Source organism: Bradyrhizobium uaiense, from assembly GCF_010811875.1.
GTDB classification, from domain to species: domain Bacteria; phylum Pseudomonadota; class Alphaproteobacteria; order Rhizobiales; family Xanthobacteraceae; genus Bradyrhizobium; species Bradyrhizobium uaiense.
In genome coordinates this window covers 110,109-130,382 of the sequence record NZ_VKHP01000002.1, presented here as the reverse complement: position 1 = coordinate 130,382, position 20,274 = coordinate 110,109, and the positions used below count along the sequence as shown (strand labels likewise).

Annotated in this window: 16 protein-coding genes; 12 read left to right on the top strand and 4 right to left on the bottom strand. The window is 64.1% G+C overall.

Going from position 1 to position 20,274, the window contains the following annotated elements:
• The first annotated feature begins 2 nt into the window (after positions 1–2).
• Genes FNJ47_RS01140 through FNJ47_RS01100 form a run of 9 tightly spaced genes read left to right on the top strand, consistent with a single transcriptional unit; the run spans position 3 to position 9,382 of the window.
• Positions 3–1,184, top strand: a complete 1,182-nt coding sequence (locus tag FNJ47_RS01140; RefSeq protein ID WP_163149602.1) for an acyl-CoA dehydrogenase family protein — start codon at positions 3–5, stop codon at positions 1,182–1,184.
• Positions 1,185–1,205: 21 nt separating this feature from the next.
• Positions 1,206–2,336 (top strand): acyl-CoA dehydrogenase family protein, encoded by a 1,131-nt coding sequence (locus FNJ47_RS01135; RefSeq protein WP_163149600.1) that lies wholly within the window; start codon positions 1,206–1,208, stop codon positions 2,334–2,336.
• 16 nt (positions 2,337–2,352) lie between these two features.
• Positions 2,353–3,543 carry an acetyl-CoA C-acyltransferase gene (locus FNJ47_RS01130; RefSeq protein ID WP_163149598.1) on the top strand — a complete coding sequence of 397 codons (1,191 nt, stop codon included), beginning with the start codon at positions 2,353–2,355 and terminating at the stop codon, positions 3,541–3,543.
• Positions 3,544–3,563: 20 nt separating this feature from the next.
• Entirely contained in the window at positions 3,564–4,574 is a 1,011-nt protein-coding gene (locus FNJ47_RS01125) for a nitronate monooxygenase (protein ID WP_163149596.1), read from the top strand.
• Between the two features lie 9 nt (positions 4,575–4,583).
• Complete coding sequence (locus FNJ47_RS01120) at positions 4,584–5,357, top strand: enoyl-CoA hydratase-related protein (protein WP_163149594.1); 774 nt, start codon at positions 4,584–4,586, stop codon at positions 5,355–5,357.
• A gap of 39 nt (positions 5,358–5,396) precedes the next feature.
• Positions 5,397–6,557, top strand: a complete 1,161-nt coding sequence (locus FNJ47_RS01115) for an iron-containing alcohol dehydrogenase (RefSeq protein WP_163149592.1) — start codon at positions 5,397–5,399, stop codon at positions 6,555–6,557.
• Positions 6,558–6,582: 25 nt separating this feature from the next.
• Entirely contained in the window at positions 6,583–7,389 is an 807-nt protein-coding gene (locus FNJ47_RS01110; protein ID WP_163149590.1) for a glutathione S-transferase family protein, read from the top strand.
• A 33-nt stretch (positions 7,390–7,422) separates the two neighbouring features.
• A complete protein-coding gene (locus FNJ47_RS01105; protein ID WP_163149588.1) occupies positions 7,423–8,124 on the top strand; it encodes an SDR family NAD(P)-dependent oxidoreductase in 702 nt (233 codons plus the stop codon).
• 55 nt (positions 8,125–8,179) lie between these two features.
• Positions 8,180–9,382, top strand: a complete 1,203-nt coding sequence (locus FNJ47_RS01100) for an ABC transporter substrate-binding protein (protein WP_163149586.1) — start codon at positions 8,180–8,182, stop codon at positions 9,380–9,382.
• Between the two features lie 26 nt (positions 9,383–9,408).
• Here FNJ47_RS01100 and FNJ47_RS01095 read toward each other — a convergent pair whose 3' ends face one another.
• The gene (locus FNJ47_RS01095) at positions 9,409–10,965 is read right to left on the bottom strand and encodes a glucosamine inositolphosphorylceramide transferase family protein (protein ID WP_163149584.1); all 1,557 of its coding nucleotides are present in this window, start codon (positions 10,963–10,965) and stop codon (positions 9,409–9,411) included.
• 15 nt (positions 10,966–10,980) lie between these two features.
• Positions 10,981–12,183, bottom strand: coding sequence for a glycosyltransferase family 4 protein (locus FNJ47_RS01090; RefSeq protein ID WP_430649341.1), 1,203 nt, complete (start codon positions 12,181–12,183; stop codon positions 10,981–10,983).
• 283 nt (positions 12,184–12,466) lie between these two features.
• On the opposite strand from FNJ47_RS01090, the gene FNJ47_RS01085 reads away from it, so the two are divergent.
• On the top strand, positions 12,467–14,593 hold the full coding sequence (locus FNJ47_RS01085) for a GumC family protein (protein WP_163149580.1): 2,127 nt from the start codon (positions 12,467–12,469) through the stop codon (positions 14,591–14,593).
• Positions 14,594–14,610: 17 nt separating this feature from the next.
• Here the strand turns inward: FNJ47_RS01085 and FNJ47_RS01080 are convergent, their stop codons facing one another.
• Positions 14,611–15,936: a lipopolysaccharide biosynthesis protein gene (locus tag FNJ47_RS01080; protein WP_165445477.1), complete on the bottom strand. Its 1,326-nt coding sequence runs from the start codon at positions 15,934–15,936 to the stop codon at positions 14,611–14,613.
• Positions 15,937–16,456: 520 nt separating this feature from the next.
• Here FNJ47_RS01080 and FNJ47_RS01075 point away from each other — a divergent pair.
• Positions 16,457–17,677, top strand: coding sequence for an FAD-dependent oxidoreductase (locus tag FNJ47_RS01075; protein ID WP_163149650.1), 1,221 nt, complete (start codon positions 16,457–16,459; stop codon positions 17,675–17,677).
• A 123-nt stretch (positions 17,678–17,800) separates the two neighbouring features.
• On the opposite strand, the gene FNJ47_RS01070 is transcribed toward FNJ47_RS01075, so the two are convergent.
• Positions 17,801–18,931 carry a GNAT family N-acetyltransferase gene (locus FNJ47_RS01070; protein WP_163149576.1) on the bottom strand — a complete coding sequence of 377 codons (1,131 nt, stop codon included), beginning with the start codon at positions 18,929–18,931 and terminating at the stop codon, positions 17,801–17,803.
• Between the two features lie 471 nt (positions 18,932–19,402).
• On the opposite strand from FNJ47_RS01070, the gene FNJ47_RS01065 reads away from it, so the two are divergent.
• Complete coding sequence (locus FNJ47_RS01065) at positions 19,403–20,215, top strand: WecB/TagA/CpsF family glycosyltransferase (RefSeq protein WP_163149648.1); 813 nt, start codon at positions 19,403–19,405, stop codon at positions 20,213–20,215.
• Positions 20,216–20,274: the final 59 nt, after the last annotated feature.

Below are 20,274 nucleotides of genomic sequence, written 5' to 3'. Positions count from 1 at the left end.
AAATGGAGCTCGCGCTATCCCCTGACGATGCGGCGTTTCGCGACGAGGTTCGCGCGTTCATCAAGGACAACTACCCGGAGGAGATGCGCGTCGCCAATCCGGAGACCGATCTCTCCAAGGAGCAGATGCTGCTGTGGCACCGCATCCTGCACAACAAGGGCTGGATCGCGCCGCTCTGGCCGAAGCAATATGGCGGGCCCGGCTGGTCGATCACCCGCCGCTTCATCTTCGAGCAGGAGACGACGCGCGCCGGCACGATGCCGCCATTGGCGTTCAGCGTCACCATGGTCGGGCCGGTGATCTACACGTTCGGCAACGACGCGCAGAAGCAGAAGTTCTTGCCGCGCATCCTCTCCGGCGAGGACTGGTGGTGCCAGGGCTATTCGGAGCCGGGCTCCGGCTCCGACCTCGCCACCGTTCGCACCAAGGCGGTGCGCGACGGCGACCACTACGTCGTCAACGGTCACAAGACCTGGACCACGCTGGCGCAGCATGCCGACTGGATCTTCTGCCTGGTCCGCACCGATCCAACGGCGAAGCCGCAGTCCGGCATCTCGTTTCTCTTGATCGACATGAAGTCGCCGGGCGTCACGGTGCGCCCGATCATCACCATCGACGGCTCGCACGAGGTCAACGACGTCTTCCTGGAGGATGTCCGCGTCCCTTCCGAGAACCTGATCGGCGAGGAGAACAAGGGCTGGACCTACGCCAAGTTCCTGCTCGGCAATGAACGCACCAGCATGGCCGGCATCGGTCGTTCGACGCGCTATATCAGCCGGTTGAAAAAGATCGTGAAGGCCGAGATTCCGGAAGACGATCCGGCGCATCTCGAATTCATCAGGGACATCGCCCGCGTCGAACTCGACGTGCTGGCGCTGGAGGCGACGGAGTTGCGCGTCGTCGCCCAGATGGCGCGCGGCATCGACCCCGGACCTGCGGCATCGCTGTTCAAGATCCGCGGCACCGAGATCTTCCAGAACATTACCGAGCTGACGCATCGGGCGATCGGCAATTACGGGCTTGCGATCCGCGAGCATCCGATCAGCGCCAACCACTTCATGCCGGGCCCGGACTACGGCCACACGGCGTCGGAGAAATATCTGAACTCGCGCAAGCTCTCAATCTACGGCGGATCGAACGAGATCCAGCGCAACATCATCGCGAAAGCGGTGCTTGGTCTTTAGCTACAAGGCAACGAGGATCGGATGGATATCCAGTTCACGGAAGAGCAGGAATTGTTGCGGTCCAGCGTACAGCGGCTGCTGCGGGATCAATATGATTTCGACGCCCGTCGCAAGATCGTTGCGAGCGAGGACGGCATTGGCCGCGAGCAATGGGCCGCTTTTGCGGAGCTCGGCCTGCTGGCCGCGCCGTTCTCTGAGGCTGTTGGCGGGCTCGGCGGTGGGCCGCTATCGACCATGATCATCATGCAGGAGTTCGGCCGGCATCTCGTCGTGGAGCCGTTCGTCGAGACGGTCGTGGTTGCCGGCGGCCTGGTCGAGCAGGTTGGGTCTGACGCGCAGAAGCAGGCTTTCATTGCCGACATCATCGCAGGGTCAAAGCTCTGGGCGTTGGCCTGGACCGAGAAGGGCTCGCGGTTCGATCTCGCAACGGTGACCACCACGGCGCGCCGGGACGGCGACGGCTATGTGCTGACCGGCGAGAAGACGGCAGTGATGGCCGCGCCGTGGGCGGATTACCTGATCGTCTCCGCCCGCACCTCGGGCCATCGCCACGATCGCGGCGGCGTCAGCCTGTTCGTGGTCGATCGCCGCGCCGCCAATCTCGATCTGCAGAGCTTCAAGACGATCGATGGCCGTAGAGCTGCCGAGATCAGCCTGCGCTGCGTGCGGGGTGAATTGCTCGGCAAGGAAGGCGAGGGCGTCAAAACGCTGGAAGCCTGCCGCAACCGTGCGATCGGCGCGCTCTGCGCCGAGGCGGTCGGCGCGATCGGCGAGTTGAACGCCGCGACGCTGGACTATTCCAAGACGCGCAAGCAGTTTGGCGTCACGATCGGTAGCTTCCAGGTGCTGCAGCACCGGATGGTCGACATGTTCATCGCGCATCAGGAGACGCTGTCCCTGATGCAGCATCTCAGCCTCAGTCTCAGGGACGATGAGGCCGGCGTCTCCCGGTTGGCTTCAGGCGCCAAATCCAAGATCGGCTATGCCGGCAAGTTCGTGGCCGACCAGGCCGTGCAACTGCATGGCGGCATGGGCATGACCGACGAGCTCAATGTCGGCCACTACTTCAAGCGGATTTCCTCGATCAACATCCAGTTCGGCGATCCCGCCTACCACGTGCTGCGCTATGCGCAGCTCGATGCGGTCGCCTAGGCTCAGAGAGGCAAGCATGTCATCACCCGAAGCAGTCATCGTTTCCACCGCGCGTACCGGGGTCGGCAAGGCCTATCGCGGCGCGCTCAACAACACCGACGGCCCGACCCTGGCCGGCCACGTCATGGCCGAGGCCGTCAAGCGCGCCGGCATCGCGCCCGGCGAGGTCGAGGACGTGGTGATGGGCTGCGCGATGCAGCAGGGCACCATGGTGATGAACGTCGCGCGCAAGGGCGCGATCCGCGCTGGATTGCCTGTCACAGTCGCCGGCACCACCATCGACCGGCAATGCGCTTCCGGGCTGCAGGCGATCGCGGTCGCGGCACGCTCGGTGATATCAGATGGCGTCGAGATTGCGATCGGCGGCGGTATCGAGTCGATCAGCCTGGTGCAGAACGAGCACATGAACAGGTTCCATGCCGTCGACGACGAACTGATGGCGATGAAGCCCGAGATGTACATGTCGATGCTGGAGACGGCCGAGGTCGTCGCCGAGCGCTACGGGATCGGCCGCGACAAGCAGGACGAATACAGCCTCGAATGCCAGCGCCGGGTCGGCGCTGCGTTGCAGGGCGGCCGCTTCAACGACGAGATTATTCCGATCACGACCAGGATGGCCGTGGTCAACAAGGACACCAAGGAAGTCGGCTTCCAGCAGGTGACCTTGGCCAAGGATGAAGGCCCGCGGCCGGACACCACGGCGGACGGACTGGCCAAGATCAAGCCGGTTTTCGAAGGCAAGACCATTAGCGCCGGCAATGCCAGCCAGCTCTCCGACGGCGCCTCGGCCTGCGTGATCATGAGCGACAAGATCGCCGCGCAGAAGGGCCTGAAGCCGCTCGGCATCTTCCGCGGCTTTGTTGCCGCCGGCGTCGAACCCGACGAGATGGGCGTCGGCCCGGTCGCGGCGATCCCACGGCTGCTGAAGCGGCATAATCTGAAGATCGACGACATCGATCTCTGGGAGCTCAACGAAGCCTATGCGGTGCAGGTGATCTATTGCCGCGACAAGCTCGGCATCGACCCGGACAAGCTCAACGTCAACGGCGGTTCGATCGCGATCGGCCATCCCTACGGTATGACCGGCGCGCGGCTCACCGGCCACCTACTGATCGAAGGCCGCCGGCGCAAGGCGAAATACGGCGTGGTGACCATGTGCATCGGCGGCGGCATGGGTGCGGCGGGCCTGTTCGAAATCATCAACTGATCGGAACGCGGGAGAGATTTGTGAAGACAGCAATCACTGAATTGTTCGGCATCCAGCATCCGATCATCCAGGGCGGCATGCATTATGTTGGCTTCGCCGAGATGGCGGCGGCGGTGTCCAACGCCGGCGGCCTCGGCATCATCACCGGCCTGACCCAGCGGACCCCGGAACTGCTGGCGAAGGAAATCGCGCGCTGCCGCGACATGACCGACCAGCCGATCGGCGTGAACCTCACCTTCCTGCCGAGCTTCACCGCGCCGCCCTATCCCGAATACATCGCGGCGATCCGCGAAGGCGGCGTCAAGGCGGTGGAGACCGCGGGCCGCAGCCCGGAGCAGTACATGCCGGCGCTGAAGGCTGCGGGCATCAAGGTGATCCACAAATGCACCTCGGTGCGGCATTCGCTGAAGGCCGAGAAGATCGGTTGCGACGCGGTCAGCGTCGACGGCTTCGAGTGCGGCGGCCATCCGGGCGAGGACGACATCCCCAACATGATCCTGCTGCCGCGCGCGGCAGACGAGCTGAAGATCCCGTTCGTCGCTTCCGGTGGCATGGCGGATGCACGCAGCCTCGTCGCGGCGCTGTCGATGGGCGCCGCCGGCATGAACATGGGCACGCGATTCATCGCGACCAAGGAAGCGCCGGTTCATCCCAATGTGAAGCAGGCACTGCTCGATGCCGACGAGCTCGACACCCGCCTCGTGATGCGCGCGCTGCGCAACACCGAGCGGGTGCTGAAGAACAAGGGTGTCGATGAGCTGCTCGAGATCGAGCGCGAGAAGGGCGGCAAGCTGAAGATCGAGGACATCCACGAGCAGGTCGCCGGCGTCTACCCGAAGGTGATGATCGACGGCGAGATGGATGCCGGTGCCTGGAGCTGCGGCATGGTGGTCGGCCTGATCAACGACATCCCGACCGTCAAGGAGCTGATCGACCGCATCATGGCCGAGGCCGAGCAGATCATCCGGCAGCGGCTGACCGGCTTTCTCGACGGCAAATTCGAAACCAGGCCGGCCCGCGCGGTTGCTTAGGAGATTGCCATGACCGAGCATGTCAAAGTCGAAATCGCCGCCGGCGTCATGACGCTGACCTTGCAGCGGCCCGAGAAGAAGAATGCGCTGACCGGCGCCATGTATGACGCCATGTCGCATGCGCTGAAGCAGGCCGAGGCGGATCCATCCGTCCGGGTGATCCTGTTCCAGGGCGACGGCGACAGCTTCACCGCGGGCAATGATCTGGCCGATTTCGCCAGCCAGGCGCGCGGCGAAAGCGCGGTGGATAGTCCCGCCCATCGCTTCATCGAGACCATCAGCAAGGCCGGCAAGCCGCTGGTCGCGGCCGTGCAGGGCAACGCGGTCGGCGTCGGCACCACCATGCTGCTGCATTGCGATTTGGTCTATCTTGCCGAGAACGCCCGGCTGATCACGCCGTTCGTCAATCTCGCGCTGGTGCCGGAGGCAGCGTCGAGCTGGCTGCTTCCCTTAAGGATCGGGCACGCGCGCGCCTATGCGATGTTTGCGCTCGGTGAGCCGATGGATGCGCCGGGCGCGCTGGCATCCGGTCTCGCCAATGCCGTGGTGCCGCAAGCGGATCTCCGCAAGAAGGCGCATGACGCGGCGATCGCGCTGACCAAGCGGCCGGCGGGTTCACTCGGCCTGACCAAGCAGCTGATGCGTGAGCAGCAGCGGATCGCGGCGCAGATCGCCGCGGAGGGCGTGCTGTTCAAGGAGCGGCTGACGACGCCCGAGGCGCGCGAGGCCTTTGCCGCCTTCGCCGAACGGCGTCCGCCTGATTTCACCAAACTGTCGGCCTGAAGCCGCCAAGCGTTCGCGGAAACATCAAGGGAGTGAAGCATGCACGTCGTCGGCAGCCATCAATACCCCGCCATGGAATCCGTGATCTACGGCAAGCCCGCGGCCGAAGCGCTGCGCGAGGAGGCCGAGCGGCTCGGCGCGAAACATGTCTATCTGATCGCGAGCCGGACGCTGAACACCACGACCGACGAGATCGAGAACATACGCAAAGCGCTCGGCGATCGCCATGTCGCGACCTTCGACGGCGTGCCGCAGCACACGACCAGGGACGCGGTGACACAGATCGCGCGGCATGCGACGGAGGCCAAGGCAGACCTCGTCGTCGCCATCGGCGGCGGCTCGGTGGTCGATGCGGCGAAGATCGTGTTGATGTGCATCGAGCACAAGATCTTCGAGCCGGCGGGGCTCGATGGTTTCGAGACCACGCCGGACCGTCGCTTCGGTCCGTTCCGCAACCCAAAAGTCCGGATGATCGCGATCCCCAGCACCCTTTCGGGCGGCGAGTACAATTCCGGCGCGCTGGTCACCGACACCGGCCGCAAGCTGAAGCAGATATTCAACCATCCGATGATGATGCCGCGCAGCATCATCCTCGATCCCGCGATCACCAAATACACGCCCGAGAAGCTCTGGCTCGGCTCGGGCACGCGCGCGATGGATCATGGCATCGAGGCGATCTGCTCCAGCCGGCCCAACGTGCTGGTCGACGCGGTGTGCCAACAGGGGTTGCGCTATCTGCACGACGGCCTGCTGCGCACCAGGAATAGTCCCGACGACGAGGCGGCGCGGCTGAGCTGCCAGCTCGGTTCCTGGCTGTCGGCGTTCGGATTGCAGTCGCGGGTGCCGATGGGCGCGAGCCACGCCATCGGCCATGTGCTCGGCGGCACCTGCGACGTCCCGCATTACTTCTGCACGGCGGTGATGATGCCGAGCGTGCTGCGCTACAACCGCCCCGCGACGGAAACCGCCCAGCAATCGATCGCGGCCGCGCTCGGCGCGCCGGGCCGCGACGCCGGCGAGGCGTTTGCGGCGTTCATCGCGGAGCTCGGCCTGCCGCGGCGGCTTGCCGATGTCGGTGTCGGCGAAGATCGTTTCGAGCTGATCGGACGGAACGCGATGCTGTCGATCTTCACACGCGCCAACCCGCAGCCGATCCGCGAACCCGGCGACGTCGTCAAGATCCTGAAGCTGGCCGCCTGACGCAACAGCACCCGGAGCAGCCACGATGGCCGCCTTGCGTATATTCTCCTATCTGCCGAACCCGCGTGTGTGGAAGGCGACCATCGCGGCGCGGTTCTGCGGCGTCGACGTCGAGGTCCGAGGCGCTTCCGGCAAGGAATTGCGCGACTGGCTGTGGGATTACGATGCCCATCCCTTGACGGAGCAGGAACGCACCGCGCTGTCGTCGCTGGCGCGAACCGGCCGGGTTGGGCTGACCGGCGCGCAGCTGTTCAAGACCGATGCGTTCATGGCGGCGCAGCCGTTCGGCAACGTGCCGGCCGCGTTCGGTGCCGACGGCAAGGTCGGGATATTCGAATCCAACAGCATCATGCGGGCAGTGGCGCGGCTCGGCGAAGCGAAGTTTCCGCTCTATGGGCACGACGCCTACGAGGCGTCGAGGATCGACAGCTTTCTCGACGTCAGTCTGGTGTTTGCGCGGGACTCGCAGATCTATCTGCTTGCGCTGTCGGGCGGCACGGTCGACGCGGCCATTCATGCCCGCGCCAAGGACGCGTTCGCGATATATGCCTCCGGAATCGAGCAGGCACTGTCGCCGCGACGGGAGACGTTGGTCGGCAACGGCATCTCGATTGCCGACATCTGCTTTGCCGCCGAGCTCGCGTTGTTCATGAACGAGCACGCGCGGACCGAGCAACTGGGCAAGCAGGGGTTGGAGAAAATCCTGCATGAGGGCGTAAGGGACGAATATCCGCTGATGTTTGCTCACTTCGCCCGGCTGGTCGAGCACGAGCATTTTGCGCCGGACCTCAAACCATACGTCGAGAAGCTGCTGTCGAAGGCGGCCGCCTGAAAGGCGCGGACCGCAACGCGGAGGAGTGATCGCATGACCGCACCCGTCTGTCTGATATCCGGCGTTGGGCCCGGCACCGGTTCGGCGCTCGCCAGGAGGTTCGCCGAAGGCGGCTATCGGGTCGCACTGCTCGCCAGGAACGAGGAGCGTCTCGCCGCGCTCGAGAAGCAGCTGCCGGGCGCCAGGGCCTATCGATGCGATGTGTCCGATGCCGCGCAGGTCGAGGCGGTGGCCTCGGCCGTGGAGCGCGATCTCGGCAGCCCCGCCGTCGTGATCCACAACGCGGTCGGCGGCGCGTTCGGAACTTTCCGCGAGATCGATCCGGAGATCCTCAATCGCAACTTCCAGGTCAACACGATGGGCCTGTTGTACCTGGCACGGCGGTTTGCGCCTGCGATGATCAGTGCAGGCAAGGGCGCCATCGTTGCCACCGGCAACACCTCGGCATTGCGCGGCAAGGCCGGTTTCGCGGGGTTCGCGCCGACCAAGGCGGCGCAGCGGATTTTGGCCGAAGCGATGGCACGTGATTTGGGACCGCAGGGTGTTCACGTCGCCTATCTCGTGATCGATGCGGTGATCGACCTGGAATGGACCCGGAAGCGCTGGCCGGAGCGGCCGGACGACTTCTTCATCAAGCCGCGGGCGATCGCGGACGAGGTCTGGCACGCCGCCCATCAGGATCGCAGCGCGTGGTCGTTCAACGTCGAGATCAGGCCGTTCGGCGAGGCCTGGTAGGCGGCACGGCACTCGCGAGAGCAATTTCAATTCATAAGGGTTCAAGGGGAGTTTCATGTTCTTGAAGACGTTTGCCGTGTCCATTGCCGTGCTCGCGGCCTTTGCCGGCACTCCAAGTCGTGCCGAAACGGCGGGCGTGACGGAGTCGGAAATCAAGGTCGGCGCGACATTCCCGTTCAGTGGTCCGGCATCCCCGCTCAGCAACACCGGCAAGGGCCTGATCGCCTATGTGCATTCCGTCAATGACCGTGGCGGCATCAACGGCCGCAAGATCAACCTCATCACCTATGACGATGCCTATACGCCGCCGAAAGCCGTGGAGCAGACCCGCAAGCTGATCGAGAGCGACGAGGTGGCGTTCCTGTTCAGTCCGCTCGGAACGCCCGGCATCGGCGCGACCATCAAATACGTGACCGCGAAGAAGGTGCCGCATCTGTTCGTCGTGAGCGGGGCGACCAAGTTTGCCAACTTCTCCGAGTTTCCGCTGACCACCACGGGATTGCCGAGCTACAACACCGAGGGAAAAATCTACGCCAGGTACATCACCCAGACGGCGCCCGATGCGAAGATTGCGATCCTCTACCAGAACGACGATCTCGGCCGCGATTTCGTCGCCGCGTTCAGGGAAACGCTGAAGGCCGATTTCGACAAGAAGGTGGTGACGTCTCCCTATGAGGTCACCGAGCCCACCATCGAATCCCGCGTGGTCACGCTGAAGGCGTCGGGCGCCCAGGCATTCCTGATCGCCGGCACGCCGAAATTCGCGGCACAGGCGATCAAGAAGGCGAGCGAGATCGGCTGGACGCCGCTCACCATCGTCAACTACGTGTCGAGCTCGGTCTCGGCGACGATCGTGCCGGCCGGCGCGGACAAGGCGGTGGGCGTCGTCGTGGCGACCATCACCAAGGATCCCAACGACAAGAAATGGGCCGAGGACGCCGGCATGAAATGGTATCGCGCCCACTTCGAGAAGTATCTCCCCGGCGCCGATATCGGCGACAACAACTATCTGTTCGGGACCCAGCAGGGCCAGATCCTGGAGCAGGTGCTGAAACAGTGCGGCGACGACCTGTCGCGCGAGAACATCGTCAAGCAGGCACGCAACATCAAGGGGCTGGTGCTGCCGACCCTGATGCCGGGCATCACCATCAACACCGGTCCCGACAACAGCATGGCGTACACGCAGCTCCAGCTGCAACGCTGGACCGGAAGCTCCTGGGAGCAGTTCGGCGGCGTGCTGGGCGCCGAGGCGAACTGAGCCGCGGGGTCGAGGGTGACGAAGCGCTAGTGGAGCCGTCGCGCGATCGGCTTCGCCAGCGCGCTATGCCAATCCGATTGCGACGGGCGGTCGCTCGACCGGAGGCTCGCCAGCAAGGCCGCGGTCTTGGGCTGAACCCGCGAGCCGTCGATCACCTCGAGCTGGCCGCACCGGTTGAGCGTGTGCAGCTTGCGCCCGGTCCACAGCGGTCCGGGTTTGAGCAGGTGTCGAACCGCCTGTCGGTACGTCGTCGGCGACAGTTCGAGCACTTCCGCAAGTCCAAGCGCCGCGCCGTATCCGTTGGTGCAATCCTGCACCGGTCGCCACAGTCTTCCGTCGACGGCCACGAAATTTCCAGCCGGTCGGGCCGTTGCGCGATCCATCAGGACCGGATTGCTGGCATGCGGCCGCCAGGGGCCAAGCAGCCGCTCGGCGTAGTAGATCGCCAGCGTGTCCGAATATCCGCCGGTGCCGTCGCGCCAGGCTCCGAACATGTAATAGAGGCCGTCGTGCTGCGTGATCGTCACGTCGGCAAGTTCGAGCCCGGACAGCAGCGTTGCGTGCCGCTCCCATTTGTCCGGAAAGCGGATGCATTTGTAGAGCGGAACGTCCCGATGCGCGGTGCTTTCCGGGATCATCCAGAGCTCGCCATCGTTCTCGATCAGGAACGGGTAGGACAGGTGCCAGGGCTCTTCCAGCACGGGCAGCACCTTGCCGACCGGCCCGTTGCCGTCGAATTCGATCGCGGAGATGATGCCCTTGCCGATCCGGTGGTCGAGGTCTTCGAAGAAGACGAACGTCCTGCCTTGCCATGTCACCGGGAAGGGATCGGCATAGAAGCGGTTGCCGGGATCGCCGAGCACGTTCCATGCCGGTCCGGACAGGTCACCGGTGCGCCAGACATCCGCGTTTTCGGCGTAGCGCCAGCCGACATGCCAATGCGGCGCGTAGCAGCACAGGCGATAGATTTCCTTCGCGATCGACGTCGCCACGCCACGCACGACAAAGGGCGTCGGATTTGGCGCTGCGCCGCTGTTCGCCGGAGCGGCCAGTTGCGGCACCAGCCGTGGAGCCCCTGACAGAATTGGCGTCAGCATCGAGAGCGTGCGCGCCATCACTGCTTCGAGCCCGCCACTCAGGCCGGCTGCGATTTCCGCGGAAGGATGACCGCGGTCCATGATCGTGCCATCGAGTTCATTGACGATTTCAATCACCGGCAGGTCACCGGCGAGAACGGCCGCGAGTGCGGCATTTTCACCCGCGCATCCGTTGAATCGCGGACGGAGATAGAGCTTGGCGGAGCATTTCGGATCCCGCGCGGCACTGGTGAAGTCGACCACCACGTCGGGGCTGCCTGCGCGCGGCCGCTCCGGGATCGTCTTCAGCCTGTCGGCGCCGCCGGCCTTTCCCTTGCGCAGCACGATGCGTTCGAGCTCGAACAGGGCCTCGAGGCCCGCGGGGTGGGACCCCGGGGTCGTGGTCCAGGCAAATTGAACGGGGATATCCTGATCGTTGACGCGCAGCGTCTCACGACGCATCCAGAGCCGCGCCTGCTCGCGATCGCAGCGAAACTCGATAATCATGTCCAGCCCGACTTCCTAGTGCGCGTCCGCTCCCACGGCATTGCCGAGAATGCGGACGTATTCCTCTATCATGGCATCCAACGAATAACGCGATTTCAGGCCCACGGCGCTTTGCCGCAGCTGCTCGCTCAACAAACGATCTGTCAGGACTTTCGATACGGCGGCCGAGAACGCGGCCTCGTTCGAGGCGTCGACGAACACCGCCGCAGGCTGTCCCTGGTAGGACAGCACCTCGCGCAGCACGGGAAGATCGTTGACGACGCAGGGAATGCCGGCGCTCGCGGCTTCGACCGCCGCAAGACCGAAAGTCTCGGCCTGCGTGGGGAAGACGAAGACATCGAGGCAGGCCAGAAAATCGGCCATCTGGCGCGGTGGAATCTCGCCGATGAAGTGCAGCCGGTCCGAGACATCAAGCTCGTTCGCCAGGGCTCGCAGCCGTTCCTCGTCGGCACCCTGGCCTGCCAGCGCAAGGTGCCACGATGGATCGGCAGCCAGCAGGCGAATTGCCGCATCGAGCCGCTTGTGCGGATGCAGCCTCGCGGCACAGCCGAGCAGGGTACGGTCCGGCGGCAGCTTGAACTGCTGCCGCGCAACGTCCTTCGGCAGGCTGTGCGACTTGTCGTCGAAGCCATGCGGGACGTGCTTCATGCGTGATCGATAGGGCGCGGGATAGCGCGCGTATTCCCGCTCCATGTCGCGCGAGTTCAGCGTGATGCACTGGAAGAAGCCGGTAGAGCCCATGATGATGTCGGCGGCGCGCACCGGCATGCTCATCGACAGCGCCGAAGACACTTGATTGGCGATGACAGGCGCGCGGCTGACCAGGCGCGACACGCCTCCGCCGATCACATTGCCGAAGTGCTGGAAGGTCAGGACGGCGTCGGGCCTGATGGTCCTGAGATGGCTGGCGAGCGTCCATAGCATCCGCAGCAGTGCCACCGGATTTCCTGGACGGCTCGGCGCGCAATAGAACGTATTGGGCGGCTCGTCGAAGGAATCCGATTTGCGGAAGAAGAACAGGTTGGCGACGTCATAGCCGCGCGCGGTGAGGCCGGCGCCGAGCAGCCGCGATATCTCCTGCGCGCCGGCGTTCTCGGCCTGGGTCTGCACCAGGACAACGCGCAGCTTTGGCCTGCTCGCGTTCGGTCGATCGCCTGACGCGGTCGATGCCTCCCGCAGTTCTGTGCTCAGTTCTGGACTTGGCGCGTAATGGAGCACGGATTCCTCACCCGTCGAGGGAGTGGAATCGTCTCCCTCATTTTTGCGCGCGTGCTTATCACGCAAGGCGTGCTCGTGCACCGAGTTGCGCGTGGTGAGGTTACTGCTCATTTAGCAATCAGACATTGTCAGCAATCGAGAGCCATTATCTCACAGATGGTACAGCCGGCTCGTTAACCAATTGGTTACGGCAGCGCAGAGAGGGGGTAACCGGCGATTAACCATAGATATTTACGTTGGGCGGCACTGAGCGGTGCTGTCAGTTGAATTCGAGTCAAAACCCATGAAGTTCGGTAGCCGCGTCGGCCCGAGACGTTCCGAAGCCACGGAACCCGCAGCGTCGTGGGAAGCTTCCGGCGTGCCGACCGGCCAATCCTCCGCTGAAACCACCAAGGGCGTGCTAAGCCTCCCCGGTGTGCTGGCCTTTTTCCGCGAGAAAGGTCAACGCATCCTGATGCTCGCCGCGGTTATCTTCGCGGTCGGTATCATCTTGCTGATGTTGATCCCGGCGCGTTACGCCGCAACTGCGCTCGTCGTCGTCGATCCGCGCGAGCAGCGCGTCACCACCGATCAGGACGTCCTGCCGGGGATCGGCCAGGATGCCGCAGCACTACAGAGCGCCGTTGAGATAGCCAAATCCGATGGATTTCTCGGGCCGCTGATCGACCAGCTCAAGGTCGCCGAGGACAGCGACATCTCGGGCGGCAGGACCGATCCCACGCGCCTGCTCGACCGGTTTCGCAACCGGCTCGATATTTCCCGGCGCGGATTGACCTACGTTATCGCCATCAAGTTCACGTCCAACGACCCGCAGCGGGCGGCGTATTACGCCAATGCGGTGGCGGAGGCGTTCGTTGCCAGCCAGCGCGGGACCCGCACCGTGGCGACCGACGAGGCTGCCGACTGGCTGAAGAGCCGGCTCAAGACGTTGAACGACCGGTTGCGGTCTTCGGAAGATGCCGTCGCCAAGTTCAAGCTCGAACACCGGATCGTCAACGCCGGCAAGGAATCGACGACGCAGCAATTGCGCGTCACCGACCTGACGCAGCAGGTCGCCGCGGCGCGCGCCCGTACCGAAGAAGCCAAGGCGCGCTACGAGCAGTTGCAACGCGACCTGAAGGCAAATGTCGACGGGCCCGTCAAGCAGGACCTGCTGAGCGCTCTGCGCGCTCAGCGCTCCACGCTCAACGACCAGATTGCGCAGAAGCGCGGGGTGCTCGGCGATCGTCATCCCGACCTCGTGATGGCGCTCAGCCAGCTCAGCGACCTTAACCGGCAGATCGAGATCGAGCGCAAGAAGAACATCGACACCGCGAAGTCGGAATACGAGGCGCAGCGCGACCAGCAGAAGGCCGTCGAAGATCAGCTGAAAGCGGCCGAACAGCAGATCCTGGTCGACGGTCAGGCGCTGGTGAAGCTGCAGGAATTGCAGCGCGATGCCGACGCCAACAAGAATATCTACGAGCAGTTCCTGTCGCGCTACAAGACCACCGACGAGCAGCGGCTGCTGCAGGCCTCGCAGACCAAGGTCGCGTCGCCCGCGACGCCGCCGGTGCGTTCGACGCTCCCGCCGCTTCCGCTTTTGCTCGCCGCCCTCGCGATCGTCTCGCTGCTGACGTCGACGGCGATCGTCGCCGTTCCCGGTCTCAATCTGCCGCAGCTCCCGACCAAGAGCGTTCTGCCACTGCGTCGTGCCGAGGCGCCCGCACTGCAGCCCGCACTGCAGCCCGCGCCGCAACCCCCGCTGCAACCCGCGCTGCCGCCGGGATTGCCTGTGCTGGCCCGCATTCCCGACATGGTGTCGCCGGATGCCGTCAGGAGCGTCTGGCAGACCCCGATTTCAACGGCGGCCGAGCCCGATCTCAGCCCGCATCTTCAGTTGCTGATCGAGAACATCGAACAGCTTCCAGGGGACCACGGCAAGGTGGCGCTGCTGCTGTCGGTCGAGGCCGGCGTGGGCGGCAGCACCGTTGCACGGTCGCTCAACCGGTCCGCCGTGAAGAACGGCATGCTCAGCGTCCTGATCGAGATGGATACCAGGCGCACCGAGGCGCCGCCGCCGCAAGGCTCGGGGATCATCAAGGCCGATCTGGCGTCGGTCGTGGAGCTGCTGGGTGCCAGCAGCAAGGCGCCGCCCCATCCGCCGGACGATATCCGCGCCGATTTCGGCCTGATCATCGTCGACGCATCGTCGCTTGCCCTCCAGCCGGCCGCGGTGGCGCTGGCCGCCCATGCCGATCTGGTGATCCTGGTGGTTCGCGAGGGCGCGACCAATGCGACTGCGATCACCAAGGCGCGGGCTGATCTGTCCGGCTTTGGCTCGGTCCCGACCGCGCTGGTCGTCAACCGCGTGGCGGTCGATGCCGCCGTGCGCAATGCGCAGGGCAAGGCTCTGGGATTGGCGAGCTGACGGCCTTCCAGCTCGGTCTAGTCGTTGCTGTCGGCAACGCGGACCGCGTAGGTGTCGCGCTTCCACGACGAGAGATGCGAAAGCACCATAATTGATGGGTCGACGCCGGTGCGCCGGCGGCACAGCACATTGAGCGCGACGGTGGCTATCACCAGGGAGACCGTCGCCGAGATCGCCGCACCGAGCACGCCGAGCCAGGGGATCAGCACGACAAATCCAACCAGTCGCAACGCCACGTTGGCGGCGACGACCGGAACATAGTCGCGCTCATGTCCCGTCAGCTGCAGCACGGCGGCCGACGGTCCGCCCGCCGCCTGGAAGGCCGTTCCGATTGCGAGCACGATCAGCACCCACTGCTGCGCGGCGAAGTGCGGCCCGAACAGGCCGAGCAGGTGGGGAGCGCCCACCCAGACGATGACGAGCCCGCTGAGCACGCAGAGCGCGGTCACCTCGGCCATCAGCTTCAGCGTATGTTCGAGCTCGCGGTGATTCTTGTTGAAATACAGCGAGGGAAGCCGGCGCGCCCCGAACGTGTAGAGCGCCGCCGAGAGCATGGCGAAGATGTTCGCCAGACGTGAGGCGGCGAAATAGACGCCCGCGGTCGCCGGATCCAGCATCCAGTAGACCAGGATGACGTCGAAATACTGATTTGCCGCCTCTAGAATGGATGCGAGCCAGAAGCGGAATGCACTCCGGTTCCAGCGCGAGGTCTCGAAGCGCGCCGTGACCGAACGCAGGTTCGGCAGCACACGCATGATCGACACGATCTGCACCACCAGCCCGAGGGCCATCGCAACGCTCATCGCGGTGAACAGTTCGGCAGGAGTGAGCTGCCGGTGACCGAACAGAACGGCGATCAAGACCAGGACAACGGCAACCCGCCAGAAAAACTCGCGATTGCCTTCGCCCATCAGGATGCTGACGAGGGATCGGGCGATCTGGCTGCCGAGCATCAGGCCGGCATTGATGGCGGTGAATGCCGAGACCGAGAGGATCAAGAGCCACCACTCGCCGCGAATGCTTGCGACCGCCGCGATCGCGGCAATCGAAATCAGCATCCCGATCGCCGAGTTCTTCAGGCTCGACAGCAGCACACCCTTAGTGAGCTCCGCCTGGCCGCGCACCTCGTACTCATTGAGGAAGCGAACCAGCAGAAGCTCCTGGCCGGCGAGGCCCACGACCGAGGCGATCTGGGCGATGGAAAGTAAGGTCGCAAAATCTCCAAACGCGTCGGGCGTCATGGCCCGCGCGGCGAGCGAGAACAACGCGAACGCGAGCCCGCCGCTGCCGACCTTGAGCAGGATGGTCCCGGCAACGCCGCGCGTGACATCGCGCCGTAGCATTTGAAGAACAGAGGCAATCACCAGAGGCGTCTCAATATCCAGTCAGGCTGTTGACTTAGCAATCGGTGAGGTCAGGAGTGTTAATGTTCTCTTGCTAAGATTCCGTTCCTTCCGACTGGCTTTCTGGTTCCGCGTGATTGCAGAGCTGGCCAATATGTCGCGCGGCTGCCCCATTCTGGAACGCCGCAGTCCGCCCTGTCTCCAAACGGCGCATATTGGATGTCGCTCCGGCGCTCCGGCCAACGGCATGCATCGCGCCGGTCGAAGCCTCGTTTGCGCGCCGAAGACATCCGTCGAAGCTCCACGGGCAGGCAATTGCCCCGCCATTCTGCTGCGGAGGCTCCAAACGATCGGTTTCATGGCCGTTTGTCGTGCAAGCCATGTGCCGAGAGCTTGCTCACCGCGGTCGACAGGCCGCCATTAACCTCAACGCGGAAACGCCTCGCGTTTCGTCCCGCTCGACGGTTGAGCGGGCAAGGAAATTGCAGTTCTGCGGTCATTAGCCGTCGGAGCGGACATGATGATTGCCGAGGAAAGCACCACCCAGCCGATCGCAACTTGCGAGGCTGAAACGTTCGAAGCTGATGTCGCCATTGTCGGCGCCGGCTTGGCCGGCTGGCTTGCGCGAGCCGGTCTCTCCCGAGCCGGGTACCGGGTCGTGCTGATCGACAAGCGCTCGATTCCGCCGGATGAATTCCGCGTCGAGAAGGTCGCGGGACGGCAGATCGATATCTTCCGCCGCCTGGGCTTCATCGACGACGTCGAGGCCGTCGCCTCGGCCTACGACCGGGTGCTCAACATCAGGGGTGGCCGGCTGGTCGATATCGGTGTCGGCCGGTCCTATGGGGTCTCCTATGCCGACCTCGTCAACATGGCCCGCGGCCTGACGCCGGAAACATCGACCTTCCTGCTTGACCAGGTGACCAACGTCGGCTGCAGCGAGGATCGTCAGCAGCTGACGCTGGCCTCCGGAAAACGCGTCGTCGCACGGCTCGTCATTCTGGCGACCGGCATGGCGAGTGCGCTCGGCTACAATCTCGGAATGCGCCGGCAGGTGATCGCCGCTCGTCACTCGGTGACGTTCGGCTTCACGATCGCGCGGCCGGATAACGCGCCGTTCGGCTTCGATGCGCTGACCTGCTACGGTAAGGAGGCGGCTGACGGCGTCGACTATCTCAGCCTGTTTCCGATGTCGGGCGGCATGCGGGCGAACCTGTTCATGTTCCGCGATCCGACCGATCCGGTCATGCGCGAGCTGCGCCGCGATACCAGGCGAACTCTGCTTCGCCTGATGCCGGGTCTGCAGCCCCATCTCGGCGATTTCGAGATCGTCGGCCAGGTGCAGAACTGGGTCATGGATTTGTCCGTGACCGAAGGCCATCTGCAGCCGGGCGTCGTGCTGATCGGCGATGCGTTTCAGACCAATTGTCCGGCCGCCGGCACTGGTGTGAGCCGTTTGCTGGTGGATGTCGAGCGTCTCTGCACCGAATATGTGCCGCGCTGGCTCGAGACCGACGGCATGGGCGCGGAGAAGATCGCGCAGTTCTATTCCGATCAGGACAAGCTCGCCGCCGACCGCCACTCGCTGGAGCTGGCGCGTTACCGGGAGGCCTTGACCGCGAACACCGATGTACGCTGGACCGTGCAGCGAAAGCTGCACTTCCTGCGCCGCGCGATCGCGCATCAGGTGGACCGGATTCATCCGGGATGGGTCATGCGCGTCCGCAGCGCGCTCCGTTAAACGAAGCCGATCCTCGGCGACTCCAAGGCATGATCTGGAAAAGCCGGAGGCGGTTGTCCTCTCGACAACCGCGCAGCGCCTATGCACAGATCATTCACAAGGAATTTGCTGAAGCGCCGCGCCTCAGCGGGTGCCCGTCGAGGTGCGGATCGGCCTGAGATCCGTCAGCCGCTTGGCAGCCTGCTTGATCCAGGGCGCCTGCTTCAGGGCAAACAGTGCAAGGGAGCCGGCTGCACTGCCGGCCTGCGTCACGGCCGACATCGGAGTGGGCTGACCCCCGAACTGCATCTTGTATGGCTCGTCGCCGATGGTGAAATCCAGCGCCCGGCAGCCGCGCTCGATGCAATCCTTGGCGACGCTCTCGAACGTCAACGCGCCGATCGATTGGCTCTTGTAGCCCTCGACGTTGAACGCGGTCATGACGACGAGGAGGGTGTCACGGTGAGCCAGCCCGAGGGCAGTCGCGATGACTTCGCCATCCATCTTCATGGCATAGAGCCGCGTGAAGGAGCCGAGGCCGCGAAGTGCCACGCTCGAGTAGAAATCGAAATACTCCGGACGCTGCAACAGGTCGCCGTCACCCTGTTCGTGAAACCGCGGACCACGAAACTTCCGCATCGTCTCCATGGCTTCGCCGACCGAGGCGCCGTTGTCACAGCATGAGAAGGTGAGCGTGCCTTTCTTGTGGATCTGGCGCCATTTCTTTGCCAGCTCCTTCTGATAGGACTTTCCCAACGCGTTGATCTGCCACTGCTCGAACGGCGCGGTCAGCACCGTCGCATAGGCATTCATATCCATCAGGCTGCGGTGAGGCGCGCCGAGAAGATTCTCGACCGGCATCCTGGCATCGAGCAGCTTGGGTATCCGCAGCAGGTCGAACGGCCGCAGTAGCTGTCGAAGCGTCGCGCAAGCGCGCTGATCCTGGAGGAGGCGAGCGAACGTCGCGATGCTGCAGACAGGCGACAGATAATCGGACACGCGAAGATCGGCGAATTCAATCACGCGCATCGGCCCGCGCCGCACGCGCAGCATCGGAAACACGGCTGCAAGCGCGTTGTTCATGCGGTGACGGACGACGACAATCAATGGCTTCGCCGCAGCGGCTGGGGCGAGCTTGCGATAGATGTTGTCGAGCCAGAGCGGATGTTGGAAGGCGGTCGCGTCCGAGCCCTCAAACAATGTCGCGTATTCTTCCGACAAGAAGTCGAATGCGTCGTCGACGCTGACATCGAACGCGTCATCGTTCTTATTCATGTGAAACCAAAAACAAACGGGTTCTAAACGCCGATCAAGCCGGCCCCTCATCCTTATAGCAAAGGCCGATGACGGCGCGCACCGGTAGAATACGATTTGTATTAATGTCGAGCCTCGAACTTTGCATATTGTTGCTGGTCGGGCGGCCCCGCGTCTGAAACGACCGCTGCTTTCCGTCGGCGCAGGATGTCGTGCCGCACGACCAGCATGGTTAATGATCTCTTTGCGGCCCCGGTTCATCGAGGCTGCGACGAGACACGCGTTGCCTGGACCGGATATTGCAGTTAAGGGCACATAAGCACTGGAGCCCTTGCTGAAATGTTGAGTCATAGCCAAAACGCCCGCATTTCCGATGCAATTTCGCCTGCGCGCGTCGATCGCGAGGGGACCCAGCGTCTCGATTCAGATATGGCTGTTCCGTCTGTCCGAATTTGCGACACTTCGCCGAACCGGCCGTCCCTGCCGAACGGCATGCGGGAGCGTCGGATCAATCCTGTTGGCAGGGCCGTGACTGCGGGCGTCCCGCGGGAAACCATCGGCGGGCTGCGGCTCGCCGTGCTCGATCGCGAGCAGACCGCCGACTTCATGGTCGAGGCGGTGTATCCGAACCGGCGTGTCAATCGTCCGCTGTATCTGACCTCGGCCAACGGCGAGGTGCTGTCGCGCTGCTCGACCGAGCCGATGACCGATCGGCTGTTCCGCGCTGCCGACCTGATCAATGCCGACGGGCAGCCGCTGGTCATGGTGTCCAGGCTGCGGTCGTCGAAGCCGCTGCCCGAGCGCGTCGCGACCACAGATTTGTTCCATGACGTTGCCTGCAAGGCGGAGAAACTCGGGCTGACCTTCTATCTGTTCGGGGCCAACGACGCCGAGAACAAGGCGGCCATCGCCAATGTTCGCCGGGCGTATCCGGCACTCAAGATCGTCGGTCATTCGCACGGCTATCTGCGCGGCGACGCGTTGCGGGCCAAGGTCGACGAGATCAATGCCCTGGCCCCGGACTTTCTCTGGGTCGCGCTCGGCGTGCCCTACGAGCAGAGTTTCGTCGACGAATTCATGCCGCTGCTTGGCAATGTCGGCGTCATCAAGACGTCGGGCGGATTGTTCAACTTCCTGTCCGGCTCGCGGCCGCGCGCCCCGAGATGGATGCAGGTCGTCGGCCTCGAATGGGCCTGGCGGCTTTGGCTCGAGCCGCGTCGGTTGTTTTGGCGCTACTTGACAACCAATCCGCACGCTCTCTATCTGCTCTTCAACCGGACTCGATCCTCGTCGACCAAAGACTGAAGTCTTCCCAGTGCAATGTGCCGCTCCGAGCCACCGGAGCAGCAAGCTCATTTTCAATG